Source organism: Prochlorococcus sp. MIT 0801 (assembly GCF_000757865.1).
GTDB lineage: Bacteria > Cyanobacteriota > Cyanobacteriia > PCC-6307 > Cyanobiaceae > Prochlorococcus_B.
This window is the reverse complement of sequence record NZ_CP007754.1, coordinates 992,556-1,004,210: the sequence shown is the minus strand read 5'-3', so window position 1 is coordinate 1,004,210 and position 11,655 is coordinate 992,556. Positions and strand designations below refer to the sequence as shown.

26 protein-coding genes are annotated in these 11,655 nt (G+C 31.8%); 16 read left to right on the top strand and 10 right to left on the bottom strand.

Annotated elements, in window-relative coordinates; genetic code table 11:
- The first annotated feature begins 228 nt into the window (after positions 1-228).
- Complete coding sequence (locus EW15_RS11115) at positions 229-369, top strand: hypothetical protein (RefSeq protein ID WP_181414027.1); 141 nt, start codon at positions 229-231, stop codon at positions 367-369.
- Between the two features lie 263 nt (positions 370-632).
- Positions 633-803, top strand: coding sequence for a hypothetical protein (locus EW15_RS05305; protein WP_011294973.1), 171 nt, complete (start codon positions 633-635; stop codon positions 801-803).
- 36 nt (positions 804-839) lie between these two features.
- On the opposite strand, the gene EW15_RS11110 is transcribed toward EW15_RS05305, so the two are convergent.
- From EW15_RS11110 to EW15_RS05300, 3 genes are all read right to left on the bottom strand, one after another.
- The gene (locus EW15_RS11110; protein WP_197049633.1) at positions 840-977 is read right to left on the bottom strand and encodes a hypothetical protein; all 138 of its coding nucleotides are present in this window, start codon (positions 975-977) and stop codon (positions 840-842) included.
- A 2-nt stretch (positions 978-979) separates the two neighbouring features.
- On the bottom strand, positions 980-1,081 hold the full coding sequence (locus EW15_RS11670; RefSeq protein WP_110860922.1) for a chlorophyll a/b-binding protein: 102 nt from the start codon (positions 1,079-1,081) through the stop codon (positions 980-982).
- A 121-nt stretch (positions 1,082-1,202) separates the two neighbouring features.
- Complete coding sequence (locus tag EW15_RS05300; RefSeq protein ID WP_038652873.1) at positions 1,203-1,496, bottom strand: MTH1187 family thiamine-binding protein; 294 nt, start codon at positions 1,494-1,496, stop codon at positions 1,203-1,205.
- A 326-nt stretch (positions 1,497-1,822) separates the two neighbouring features.
- Here EW15_RS05300 and EW15_RS11105 point away from each other — a divergent pair, with 326 nt between their 5' ends.
- Positions 1,823-1,963: a hypothetical protein gene (locus EW15_RS11105; RefSeq protein WP_197049632.1), complete on the top strand. Its 141-nt coding sequence runs from the start codon at positions 1,823-1,825 to the stop codon at positions 1,961-1,963.
- A gap of 51 nt (positions 1,964-2,014) precedes the next feature.
- Here the strand turns inward: EW15_RS11105 and EW15_RS05295 are convergent, their stop codons facing one another.
- The 3 genes from EW15_RS05295 to EW15_RS05290 form a co-directional block, all read right to left on the bottom strand.
- Positions 2,015-2,452, bottom strand: coding sequence for a hypothetical protein (locus EW15_RS05295; RefSeq protein WP_038652870.1), 438 nt, complete (start codon positions 2,450-2,452; stop codon positions 2,015-2,017).
- A gap of 114 nt (positions 2,453-2,566) precedes the next feature.
- On the bottom strand, positions 2,567-2,713 hold the full coding sequence (locus tag EW15_RS11100) for a hypothetical protein (RefSeq protein WP_197049722.1): 147 nt from the start codon (positions 2,711-2,713) through the stop codon (positions 2,567-2,569).
- Positions 2,713-3,399 carry a hypothetical protein gene (locus EW15_RS05290; RefSeq protein WP_052041172.1) on the bottom strand — a complete coding sequence of 229 codons (687 nt, stop codon included), beginning with the start codon at positions 3,397-3,399 and terminating at the stop codon, positions 2,713-2,715. The genes EW15_RS11100 and EW15_RS05290 overlap by 1 nt, the downstream gene beginning before the upstream one ends.
- A gap of 89 nt (positions 3,400-3,488) precedes the next feature.
- Here EW15_RS05290 and EW15_RS05285 point away from each other — a divergent pair, with 89 nt between their 5' ends.
- From EW15_RS05285 to EW15_RS05250, 8 genes are all read left to right on the top strand, one after another.
- Positions 3,489-3,764 (top strand): Zn ribbon-like protein, encoded by a 276-nt coding sequence (locus EW15_RS05285; RefSeq protein ID WP_038655206.1) that lies wholly within the window; start codon positions 3,489-3,491, stop codon positions 3,762-3,764.
- Entirely contained in the window at positions 3,752-4,384 is a 633-nt protein-coding gene (locus EW15_RS05280; RefSeq protein WP_038652866.1) for a DUF938 domain-containing protein, read from the top strand. Before EW15_RS05285 ends, EW15_RS05280 begins: the two co-directional genes overlap by 13 nt.
- Positions 4,385-4,475: 91 nt before the next feature.
- Positions 4,476-4,748: a DUF4090 family protein gene (locus tag EW15_RS05275; RefSeq protein WP_038652863.1), complete on the top strand. Its 273-nt coding sequence runs from the start codon at positions 4,476-4,478 to the stop codon at positions 4,746-4,748.
- A gap of 254 nt (positions 4,749-5,002) precedes the next feature.
- Positions 5,003-5,110 (top strand): high light inducible protein, encoded by a 108-nt coding sequence (locus EW15_RS05270; RefSeq protein WP_011125327.1) that lies wholly within the window; start codon positions 5,003-5,005, stop codon positions 5,108-5,110.
- Between the two features lie 20 nt (positions 5,111-5,130).
- Positions 5,131-5,250, top strand: a complete 120-nt coding sequence (locus tag EW15_RS05265) for a high light inducible protein (protein WP_011294968.1) — start codon at positions 5,131-5,133, stop codon at positions 5,248-5,250.
- A complete protein-coding gene (locus EW15_RS05260) occupies positions 5,250-5,396 on the top strand; it encodes a high light inducible protein (protein WP_011294648.1) in 147 nt (48 codons plus the stop codon). The genes EW15_RS05265 and EW15_RS05260 overlap by 1 nt, the downstream gene beginning before the upstream one ends.
- Entirely contained in the window at positions 5,396-5,545 is a 150-nt protein-coding gene (locus tag EW15_RS05255; RefSeq protein WP_038651336.1) for a high light inducible protein, read from the top strand. The genes EW15_RS05260 and EW15_RS05255 overlap by 1 nt, the downstream gene beginning before the upstream one ends.
- A complete protein-coding gene (locus EW15_RS05250; RefSeq protein ID WP_011823785.1) occupies positions 5,545-5,670 on the top strand; it encodes a chlorophyll a/b-binding protein in 126 nt (41 codons plus the stop codon). The genes EW15_RS05255 and EW15_RS05250 overlap by 1 nt, the downstream gene beginning before the upstream one ends.
- A 724-nt stretch (positions 5,671-6,394) precedes the next feature.
- Here the strand turns inward: EW15_RS05250 and EW15_RS05245 are convergent.
- The 3 genes from EW15_RS05245 to EW15_RS05235 form a co-directional block, all read right to left on the bottom strand.
- Positions 6,395-6,589, bottom strand: coding sequence for a hypothetical protein (locus tag EW15_RS05245; RefSeq protein WP_038652855.1), 195 nt, complete (start codon positions 6,587-6,589; stop codon positions 6,395-6,397).
- A gap of 45 nt (positions 6,590-6,634) precedes the next feature.
- On the bottom strand, positions 6,635-6,886 hold the full coding sequence (locus EW15_RS05240) for a hypothetical protein (RefSeq protein ID WP_038652852.1): 252 nt from the start codon (positions 6,884-6,886) through the stop codon (positions 6,635-6,637).
- A 67-nt stretch (positions 6,887-6,953) separates the two neighbouring features.
- Entirely contained in the window at positions 6,954-7,208 is a 255-nt protein-coding gene (locus EW15_RS05235; protein WP_038652845.1) for a hypothetical protein, read from the bottom strand.
- Between the two features lie 370 nt (positions 7,209-7,578).
- Here EW15_RS05235 and EW15_RS05230 point away from each other — a divergent pair, with 370 nt between their 5' ends.
- The 5 genes from EW15_RS05230 to EW15_RS05215 all read left to right on the top strand — a co-directional run bounded on the left by EW15_RS05230 (position 7,579) and on the right by EW15_RS05215 (position 10,698).
- Positions 7,579-8,211 (top strand): NAD-dependent DNA ligase, encoded by a 633-nt coding sequence (locus EW15_RS05230; RefSeq protein WP_225866513.1) that lies wholly within the window; start codon positions 7,579-7,581, stop codon positions 8,209-8,211.
- A 137-nt stretch (positions 8,212-8,348) separates the two neighbouring features.
- Positions 8,349-8,525 carry a hypothetical protein gene (locus EW15_RS11095; protein ID WP_197049631.1) on the top strand — a complete coding sequence of 59 codons (177 nt, stop codon included), beginning with the start codon at positions 8,349-8,351 and terminating at the stop codon, positions 8,523-8,525.
- A gap of 174 nt (positions 8,526-8,699) precedes the next feature.
- The gene (locus EW15_RS05225) at positions 8,700-8,945 is read left to right on the top strand and encodes a hypothetical protein (RefSeq protein WP_038652842.1); all 246 of its coding nucleotides are present in this window, start codon (positions 8,700-8,702) and stop codon (positions 8,943-8,945) included.
- A gap of 641 nt (positions 8,946-9,586) precedes the next feature.
- On the top strand, positions 9,587-9,943 hold the full coding sequence (locus EW15_RS05220) for an AbrB family transcriptional regulator (RefSeq protein ID WP_011293945.1): 357 nt from the start codon (positions 9,587-9,589) through the stop codon (positions 9,941-9,943).
- Positions 9,944-10,482: 539 nt separating this feature from the next.
- Positions 10,483-10,698: a hypothetical protein gene (locus EW15_RS05215; RefSeq protein ID WP_038652837.1), complete on the top strand. Its 216-nt coding sequence runs from the start codon at positions 10,483-10,485 to the stop codon at positions 10,696-10,698.
- Between the two features lie 526 nt (positions 10,699-11,224).
- Here EW15_RS05215 and EW15_RS05205 read toward each other — a convergent pair.
- Positions 11,225-11,626 (bottom strand): DCC1-like thiol-disulfide oxidoreductase family protein, encoded by a 402-nt coding sequence (locus EW15_RS05205; RefSeq protein WP_038652831.1) that lies wholly within the window; start codon positions 11,624-11,626, stop codon positions 11,225-11,227.
- Positions 11,627-11,655: the final 29 nt, after the last annotated feature.

The following is an 11,655-nucleotide window of genomic DNA, read 5'->3' as shown; positions in this document are numbered from 1 at the left end:
AAGAACAAACCACTATCAGCCGTGTAGGAATAATTACTTAACATCAATTACTCATAGGTATCGTTATTTTCTTTGTGGTATTGATTAGAATTCTTAATGTAAGCAAACTAATTATTGTCATAATTTCTTTTTATTGAAGTATTCCAAAAGGCAATTACCCCTATCGGTCTTTACGGTCTCTGAAGCTGATTAGGAGTGGTTAAATTTGCATCTGATTTTATTATTTCTATGTCAAAAGAAACTTACCAAGAAATTAAAAGAATCAGCGGAGAAGAATTAAAAGAGTTGCTATCTAACCTTGATAATGTTTTTGATCTTGGTACTGGTACCTTATTGGGTGATAGTTATTTGGCTTCAACAGATCATTAAGTTACTCTTTATTGCTTTTGTGTTGTTGAATTTGTCATTTGATTTTTTTGCTCTACATTTGAAAAAATCAAGTTCCCAATGACTCATTTTTTGGCAACCTATATAGATTTTATTCAAAGTGTTGGCTTTATATTTTTAACGACCATGGCAGTCTTAATCACAAGGAAACTATTTTTAGATAATAAAAAAGATAATTACATTGAAGCAGTGAAGATTAAGGTTGATGAATGAATTTTTTGCTAGAACTTAAAAAAAATAGGAAAATGCCAAAAGCTTTTGAGGACTTTAAATTCTCTGATGATCAAAAAACTGGAGCAGTGTCAGTATTTTGGGAGAACGTTCATCTTGCAGCTAAGGCCTTAAAGGAAGATACTAATTGCCCCAACGAAATCATTGCTAGTGGTTTAAGAGCCGTTGCGGCTGAATGGGATTGATTCTTGGTTAGCTATATAACGAGGAGTCTTTAACACCTAATTTTGTTTGGGCTCATCAGTTGATTCGGAATTCTTTTTTTTTCCTTCTTCTTCTTCCTTAAATTGCTTCATGGCTTTACTGCCTATCGCATCTTCGATTAATTCAAAAAACCAAGTTTTAATAGGGTTAGCCATTCTTAACGAATTAGATAGTTTGTGAATAACCATATAGCAACGATAAACATAGCGACTCTTCCGTGAATAACTTCTGATCTGCTTAGACGAGCAAAGATAGTCATTAATTACCGTGCTGGTATCTCTTTTATATCAGTACTTCTATGAGTATGCATGGGTAAATGTTGGGATCTTTCTTTTGTTTTAGGGTTTTAAACTTTTTCTTAATGCTTTTAAATTCTTTTGCTATGAGCCTCTTACACTTTCCACTTTTTCTTTAAATAATTGCTTCTTATCTGTACGTGTATTTACTTTTAATGTTGTATAAACACGTGGAGCACCTTTGCTATGAACTGTCTCATGGCATTTCTTTACGCATTCAAAAACTTGATCCCACTCCCCTTCAATTGCAGTTCCATTTGGACCCAGTTCATACTTAAGCTTATGTTCCTCAATAATTGATAAGCACGCCTTTATATATGGAGATAATGAGACACCTACCCCTATTGGTACTAAGCAAAGGTCTATGCTTACCCACATATAAACTTAAGATTGAAAGTATTATTAAATCCTAGCTAATAATTTTTATACTTAAAGTCTTCTTAAATAATCGCTTTATACAAAAAAATTTATTATAGGCCGGTTATTACTAATTTTTTTGCTTATTTATTCGTCTCGTCTCTTTTGTGATTTTATTAATGTATGAGAAAATTGAGTTCTATGGATAACAATAAAATTCAGGTTCTGCCTTTTTTCATTATTACCTTTGCGATACTTATCAGTGGCGTTACTGTTGTGTTTACTTAAGTGGCTGTATTGATACTTCCTGTTAGATTTAGAGTACAAATTAAATCAATATTTTTTTAATGAATTTTGCCACGATTGTAATCATTACGATTATTTCTACCTTATTTTTCTACATGATTTTCTTGGTGCTTGGCGTTGGAGGTATTGCCAAAAACCGCAGAGCTCAAGGTCTTGATCAAAGTAAAGGAAGTGACAATTAATTGATTTAGAAAATAATTGAAGTAGTATTTTATATTTTTAAATCAATCTTTTTAACCTCTTCCTTTTTGACAAGTACCTATCAAAGTTCTATACCTCTGTGGGGATTCAACTGAGTAGGTACCATACTTTCCATTGATTTTGTAGATATTCCTGACCCTGTTTCTATTATCTCTTTGCGTTATCGTGTATGAATTACGTCTAATCAAAGTCCTTCCTTCTTTTTTTATTCCTTTATCGACAATTGTAGATATTAATCCATCTAGATTAATTGTGAGATAGCTTGTTTCCCAATCTGGTTTGATTAGAGCACCTCTATTTATTTCATATTTACCTACACATTTTAGAAAAAGTTCTTCAGATCTAGTTTGTTGCAATGTTACCAAGAGTAATCCTGATAGCAATACCAAATTGAAATGAAATTTCTTAGGATGTAGATACTTAAATAAGTAGTTGATATTATGAATTAGAATTTTAATCTCTTTATTCATATTTTTCTTTTATTGAATTTTGATCTTTACGAGTTTAATCTAAATCCTTTTTTTGTAGTTGTTTGTTTAGTTACTCACAATTTTATTTTCGATAAAATCGTCTGTGAAAATAAATTAATCTTTTTTCCCTCTTAAAATCATTGTTAATGGTACACCTACTGTAAATAGTATTCCTATGGTTAGGATGAATAATCCCATTGGGGAAAGGATCTCGACTCCTCCCATTACTTGTGATGCATTTTCCGTTGTAGCAATAATCATTAATTTATGGCGTATGCGCAAGGTATTGATAGGTTATTTTCTCCAAGATACTTCTGCAATTTTCTTGAATTGATTTTTAATACTAGTCCATTTGTTGGATAGCTTGTAAATAACTTACCCTCTCTCCAACATTGAAGATAGATTTCGATATCTGAAATGAAGTTTGTAAAATGAGTTTGAGGAATTTCAAAATTTAGATGCTTTAACTCTTGAAGTGTTTGAAAATGATTAATATTGCATTGATATATTTGAAAAGCGCAGAATTTAAGTCTATTAGACTGTGATTGCCAATTTTGTATTTCTATAAATTCAGGTTCATTTTTTCTTCTTGATAAATTTTTATCGTTGTAAAGAATACCTTGTATTTCTAGTCTGTTTTTAATCGGTAGGCTTTTAGGAATAATTTTTAGAGAACTTACGCTTTCTGTAATGTCTTGAACATTTTTATTTATGACCTTGTTTAATTCTCCATTTATATATTGAATGCCAATGATTGATCCAATGATTTTTGGTTCTACAATTATTCTTGTATTTGGAAGAAATGTCTCCAGCCATTCACTAATATTTCCTTGTCCTAATGATACGAAGGCTTTGCTTCCAGATTTGTAATTAAAGATAGAATCTTCTGGAGATATTCTCTCAAGATTCCTTATAAGATGATTTAATACATCATTCTCTTCTCTCATCTTTCAGTCCTACATTTAATCAAATTAATTTGCTTTTTATAATGGTAGGCATATTTAATATAGTTAAATTTTGTTTTTTAAGATCAGAAATGAGCCGATATTATTGCCCTTTCTGCTCTTCTCGTTATCAGTTTCACAAAACTAGCAATGAGGGTGTTTTGATTTGTGGTCTCTGCGGTGACCCATTAGTTAAAAAGCCCTTAATAAATTCAAGACGAATTATAGGAGCAGTTGCTGCATCCGCTTTTCTAACTCCTTTAATAATAATGATTATTTTTGTTATTAAAGATTTTTCTAAGGAAAAACCTCCAAATAATTCTGATTCATTAGTCCAATTAACTATTGAAAAATTATGGACAATATAAATCCCGACTATCGCCTAATTTTCCCGGCCACCTCAAGGAACCGAGATTCTATCGCCGAAGTTTTGAGCAATTATATTTCTCGTAATAGCTTGATTTTAGAAATAGCTAGTGGTAGTGGTGAACACGGAGTATTTTTCCAAAAAAAATTTCCATCGATTACCTGGCAAACTAGTGACCCCGAATTAGTACATAGAAAAAGTATTAATTCTTGGATTATGCATGAGGGTCTTTATTCAAAAATGCCTGATCCTCTTAATCTTGATGTAGACATGCGTCCTTGGCCAATTACCAATCGACTTGGGGCTTTAATTAAAGGAATTGTTTGCATAAATATGATTCATATCTCACCATGGAGTTGTACAAGATCTTTGTTTGAAGAATCAAAGAAATATCTAGATCAAAGCAATTTTTTGATGCTCTATGGGCCTTTCTTCAGAAATGCGAAACAAACTTCAGAAAGTAATTTAAATTTTGATCAATCCTTAAAAAAACAAAACCCGCTCTGGGGGCTTCGCAACTTAGAAAACGTTAACAATCTTGCATTTGAAAATGGATTCATACTTGATAACGTCATCGATATGCCAGCCAATAACCTTTCAGTTTTTTATCGCTTAAAGTAAAAAAATTACTCACAATTTTTATTATTTCTGCTAAGAATTTCAGGAATTCGGTAGATGCGAGAGGAGAATAAGTCCATTACGCTTTTTTCTTGTGGAGTTTTTTGGCCCAGATGCAATTGATAACGCTATCCAAGCTGGATTAGATCTAGATGGAAGTCCTATTCCATCAGAAATGTTAACCCTTTACAGGGAAGTCATGGATAAAGAAAATGCCCGAAAAAGAAGTGGAGTTAAGAAATCAATGCGAAATCGTATTGTTAAAACTGGATCCAAACATTTTGACCAACACACTCTAAATACACGATTAATCAAGGCTGGTTGGGATGGGCTAAAAACTAAGGAAATCGACTTTTTTTATAATTGAGATCTGATAAAGAAAACAAAACAATAATGTGAATTGACACTAGTGTCACACTTTTTTATTAGTCATTTCCTCTCACAAGAGAATATTGTTCTAGTTTGATTTCCCACTTATGTAATCAAAGTGACTGTTTAAACAATGTTTTTGGTATCCGATGCTTCTGAAATTCACATTCATGAGGCAAGCCGTACTTTTGGGGCTTTACGTAGTTTAACAATTGATTTACATTTATTCACATACACAACTCGGATTTCATCATGACTCCAGAAGCAGAAAAGTTTAATGGTTGGGCAGCAATGCTTGGCTTCGTTGCTGCCTTCGGTGCATACGCAACAACAGGTCAAATCATTCCTGGAATTTTCTAAACCAATAACTACTAATAACAATGCAACCATCTAACAAAACAATCCTAGAAAGAAGCATCGGCAGACCAGCCATGATGGCATTCGTTCTTCTAACAGGTATCTACCTAACAACCGGTCAACTTATCCCAGGTGTTGTTTAATGAAAAACCAAACTACTGAAACTCCAAGAGTAGAAGAAGGCAAAGTAATTGCTGAAAGACTCAATGGCTACGCAGCATTTGTTGGATGCTGGGCACTCATCGGTGCATATCTAACAACAGGTCAAATCATTCCAGGTGTTGTCTAATGACTACTCAAAACAACAGCAGCGGTAGAAACATTGATCCTGAAAAGGTAACTGCAGAAAGACTTAATGGCTATGCAGCATTGTTTGGATGCATTGCTTTAGTTGGTGCTTACGCAACAACAGGACAAATCATTCCAGGTTTCGTGTAATGAACAAAGAAACTAACTACTGGAAAACAGCTGAAATAATGAATGGTCGTCTTGCGATGATGGGCCTTCTTGCAGCTGTAGTTAATTACGGATTCACAGGCTGGATTATTCCAGGTTTCGTTTAAACTTACTTTATTATTAACATGTCTTTAAGTTATTGGGTCCGTGCAGAAGTAGACGATCTACTTAATGAGGACACTTTCTTCGATTGCTCAGATTATTCATGTCTCTTAGAAGATACTGATTGGGCATAAGTTTTGATAACATCTGACAATGGAGAGACAATTGGTTCATTGTCAATTATGCAAAAAAATATCAGCTGAAACATTGTGGCGAAGAAAAGGCTTGATTATGTGCAAGCAATGTTTTGATAAACTCCAGCCAAAGAAGTTCTGAACTGTCCCATATTTTTTGTTATTCATATAACCCTGGCGATAACCCTTTCATCTCTAAAAGATTTTTAATCTCTTTGATAATTTATTGTTTATTCCGTATGATTAAAAAATCTATTATGGTTGTTTTATTTAATTAATAATTTACTTTTATTTTTTTAACTATTTCATCTACCTATCCTTTGTAGCTTTTTGTTTTGAATCTATCTCTTTTAAAGTCTATTATCTTTTCGGATCTTTTTATATGTTGAATAAGACAGTTTACTTAAAATGTCTTTCCCCTTTTTTAGGTCAATTATTGTGCCCTATAACGATTGTTCTCTTATTGTCTATTTGGCCTGACATAATAGTTGAACCTTAGTCTGAGCTTATTGACGTATCATAGCCTTAATATTTGTCAATTTAAGCTATCGAGATGAGCATATTCGATTTATCAATGTTTAAATATCTATTAAATTTAAATCATTAAAGGGCTATAAAGTTTAACTTCCATTGTTAGTAATTTAATTGCATTTTCCAATTCTTCTTCTGTTTGAAAACCTAATACATCTGCTGGCTCTAGACCTAGAGAACTGAAATCTGGCTCTATACCGAATGGCTCAATGCTGTCTAAATTTCCCACAATGTCTTCTAGTTCTTCTAATTCAGTCATGATATTTAAAAAATTTTTTTTAATATTTTTCTAACGATAAACTTATCAAACTTCAAGTTTGAAACCTTTATCTAAAAGTTGTTGATATGTGAGTCTTGCTTGAAATGCGAGAATCTCTATAGGCTCTTTATCGTCTCTTTGCATGATGAAAAAGTGGTTGTCTTCACCTTTTCTAGCAAAAATGACAATTTCAGATCCTCTTACTAGTCTCCAGTTTTCTTGATTTTTATGCTCAGATAATGGTCCTAAATCCCATGGGGCCTTTTCTGGATACTTTTCTCTTTTTACCCTTGGCATGTATTAAAAGTGTCTATATCTTTTAGCCTACACTTATGCTCTTCAACGTCAAGAATTAATTTTTTAATCAGGAAAAGGCAGCCAGCGAATATCCCTCATCAAACAATCTTTGGTAAGTAAATCTAGCTTCATATTCTTTATATGCCTTTCTTTTACCATCATTTTTTTGTATGTATACATAATTATTGTCTATACGACTTCTTGTGAATGTATAAACGATGTCTGCCTTGGATAGCATCCAATGAATAGATTTGTATTTACTTTGATCGATAGTTTTTAAATCCCATGGAATATTTTCCGGATATTTCTCTTGTATTGTCATTTATAAAGATATGTTTTTTTAATTTATGGTAAAAAAAACTTGTAGACATGAGAATAAATACTGTTTTTGCTTAAATAATATCTATTTGAGGATGATTTATTAAAGTTCTAAAATCATTGTAAAATCTGCAAAATTTGAAAAAAAATCTACCCATACAAATTTATTCTCTTGTTCAACTCAAAGGAATCATTTTAATTCGTCTATTTAATTTATTGAGACGTCAGTTTTAAATCTTCTTAGGAAATTCTTCACATCATTGAAAATTTAAATTGATTATCTTTTCATTTTCCTTATTGCATTTTTCATATTTATATGTGATCACATCTTTTTGTTTCATTGATTTCTTAAGAAAAAAAGTTAATGAAGCGACTTGGCTCTACATCTTCCTATTGATATATATATGAGATTACTTGGACTTGATAAGGATTGTTTCTCTAGCTGGTGGGCAAAGTTACCAGAGGGATCAACCATGGTTGTGCAGCCCAAAATCGTAGGCTTCGCAGTAGGCCTTCGATATAAATATGGCCAATTAGTAGATGCCTATTCCCGTGTTGATCGTGTGATGATTGAAAACATTAGGAATGTCAATGCTATCCCTTTGAGTATTGATGACTCTCTAAAAGTTGAAGTTGAGCTGGAGGGCGTTTTATACTCACCTTCGGCTAATTCCAAGATTTCATTAGAGAAATTACTTTCGAACTCATTCTCGCAAATTGATAAGAATACCTCTCTTTTATTTAAAGCATTCCATATCTTTTGCTCAAATAGTGATGAATTGTCAGATTTGACCCAACTTCAAAAATGGGGATTCGATGTCCCTATAACTCTAAGAACTGATGATCCTATGCAGGTTAAAAGATGGCATTCTCAATGGATCAATAATGAATTGTTTTCTAATCTTCCTACCAATGGGATTGTCGCTAAATGTAATTCCTCCTTGACTAAGAATATTTTGGGTGTAAGTTCTTCCTCTCCTAATTGGGCTTTGGCTTTAACTAGATAAATGTTTGATTGCTTATTCTGAGTTTCGATCTAAACATGTACTTGTTTTTTGTTACTAGCTTGGATTCAGTTATATTTATCTAGATTGCCAAAAAAGCTCATTGAAAATATTCTTTATTAAATTGCCCCCTTCTTAATATGACCTTTACTGATAAGCAAATGTTTGAGGCAATCGAGGCAAATGTGGATGTGAAACTTTGTTTTGAAAAAATTACTGACGCATGTAAGGAATTAAAAAGTAAGACTGGCTGCCCTAATGATGATGTTGATCGATTTCTTGATTTTGCTATAGGTAAGTGGGCTGATTCATATTGAGCGCCCGTATTTATAAGTTCTTAGCAAGCTAGATTTCCTATTCTAAATAGGTAATTTTATTTTTTTCTGAGTTTTATCTCTTGGGCTGAAAAATTCTTTTTATTAGAAATAGTAAGAAGACTTATACCCTCTCTGTTTGAATAGAACTTATATATTAGTTTTTTTAGTGCAAAGATGGATAATTTTATCTCTAAAATTTATTTGCTATTTCTGGCTGTTGGTTTTACTACACTATCAATTCAATTAGTTCCTATCTCCAAGCAAGCCTCAAGGTGGAATAGATGCTTAAGCAAAACATCGGAGACATTGAGTCAAGTCAAAACTGTTGAGAAAATGAATGATGAGAGTAAGGAAGTTTTATCAGTGATGATATGTAATGGTGCTGTCTTTGAACCTAACTTTAAGTCAAATATCCAATAATGTATGTTCAATATCTCTTGAAGATTTGATTTGCCTCCTTTCCTCTGAAATTACGTTGTTAGTTCTAGTTTGATTTTTTTAACAAGAAAAATTTATCTAAAGCAAAATTTCAAAGTAATTATTACATGATGAAACTAGGAATTTTGTAGAGATCCAAATAATCCACCAAATACTAAAGGATGTATATAGAAACAATACAAATGAGATGATTTTTAGTGAGATTCATTTTTTGTTGTAATAAGTAATTTCTTTCTGATTCATTATTTTACAAATATTCAAAAGTAATGCTTTATATATGGAAGGATCTGACTTTATGAACATACCAATTTGCTCATAGCTGTCTATAAGCATGTGTAGATTTTTCTTTATTATATAAATTTATCCTGCTATTGCTGGCTATTGAGCGTTTTCTAATAGATAAATGATCAGTCGAATCATTTATTTTACTTCATGCCAAAAAGGATCTTTCCTATAAATCAATGACCTTAACCATGAATAATTTTCCATATAACCTTGATTTCCTGAGTTAAATCTAGATGCTTCTGTTCCCGTAACTTTTAGCTTTAATGTCTAAGACTAATGTAAATATTGTAAGTTTGTTAATTATAAGTTAGTATTATAAGTACAACCATTTATTTATCATGCTCACTGGTAAGGATTTATTAGCCAAGGTCAAAGACTTGGGAGATGTCTCAAAATCTGATCTTGTTAAAGCTTGTGGATATGTTTCCACAAAGAAAGGAGGCGGAGAACGTCTTAACTACACCGCTTTTTACGAAGCACTTCTAGAGGCTAAAGGTGTAAACCTAGCAGCTGAAAGTGCTGGTGGTATTGGTAAAGGTGGAAGAAAGCTAAGTTATGTGGCTACCGTTCAAGGAAATGGAAACCTATTGATAGGAAAGGCCTATACAGCTCTTTTAGATCTCAAGCCTGGTGATAATTTTGAGATTAAGATGGGACGTAAGGGATTCCGTTTAGTTCCAGAAGGAGAAGGTTAATTCCTTTAAATCTGAATCAAAAAAATTAAATATGGCCGAGAAGCATATCTGCCTCTCGGCTTTTTTATTTGAGAAATATTCCTAGTTAAAGTTGATGTATTACTCATCTATATTTTATTTACGTCGCTAGATCTTCTTTCTCTTTTTCACTGTGTTTTCCTTTTTTTTTATAGGGGATTCTTTGTTTTTACTCGCATATTTTTTTGAATTTTTATCCAATTTAATTTTTCTTACTCACAAATAATTACACACGGGTTTTGTTACTTGTCGTTTTTTCTATATTTTCATGCTTCTTACTCATTAAGTTTTTAAAAATGATTTTTACTCTTTTGACGATTTTTTCTTTATAATTTCTAAGGTAGTTAGTTCTAACGATCTTTTTCATAAAAGATAAACCCTTGTGCATTGTTCTCTTTTATGTCCTATGATCCTTTTATTTGATCAGGTATCTACGCATTTTTATCTTCTCTAATATTATTTATATTCACATTTTGATATCTAAATTCGTTATTCTTAAGACCTATTCGTATTTTTGATTCTTGTTTGATCCGCTTTATGAAGAAATTGTTACTAGTACTTCGGACTTAATGGTTTATATGGTTAGACATTTTTTTATTGAGCTTGTTTTGCCACTATCTATTTTTGTTGCCGTACTGCTTACTCTGTTTATCGATTGGAGTTGGATACCTATTTCATGTATTGAGCGTGAGAGGGGCAACAGTCTTGAGGAAGTTAAAAAGCATCTATTTGAATAAGTTAACCTTTAATTATTTTTTTTTAGATACCATACTTGTTGAGGATCTTTCTTTAAATATCCAAATAACTAGAAATTATTTTATTTTATTTGTTTTAGCTTGGATTCCGAAATATATTGATAAACAAATCAAAAGAGCAACTAGTAATGAAGTGCTATTTCCCAGGATTTCTATAAGCATATTTAGTTTAGATATCGAAAATCTTATTTTACATATTTAAACTCGTCCTAGGTATTTGATCTATTCTCTCATCAAATGATGTTACAAATAGATTAAAATTTTGAGTTTGTTTAAAAAAATCATCAAAACTTTTAAATTTGTTGTAGCAAATGCATGAATGAATTTTAGCAATCCTATAAGCAGCTGTTAGATTCCAAATAATTCAATACTATCTTTATTTCTAGAAGATCTTAGTGGTGATGGATTATAAAAATTAACCCACTTTGGACTTTGAATTAATATCAAAAAATTTATGTTTTAAAAATTATCCGAGTTTAAAACTATGAATTCTGTTTGTGAGACGAATTTAAAAAAATTGTCTATTTGAACTAACAGGTTGCCATATTTTTCCTTTTATTAGCAGTGATAATCTTCTACCCCATAAAAGTACTGGGAATAAAAAATTAGTCCTCTTTTTAGAGCTGAAAATAATCCTTAGTACTTCTAGCAGTGAGTCGCTTGGTTTCTTGATCTCAGAGCATATCCAGTTAATAGCATTTGCACCATGCATGATTTTTTCATTCCTTATGAGAATTGCACCATTATTCAAATCATAGCCTTGCTTATAAAGTTGAGATAATAGTGCAAGATCTTTTCTACCATCAATGATTTCAAAATCAGGTAGAGTGCTTTTTAATTCAAGTAATTGTGCAAAGTGATTGCAAAATGGACATTCACCATCATATATAAATAAACTTTTCTCTGACATGACTCTCTATTGGTATTTATATTGTACAT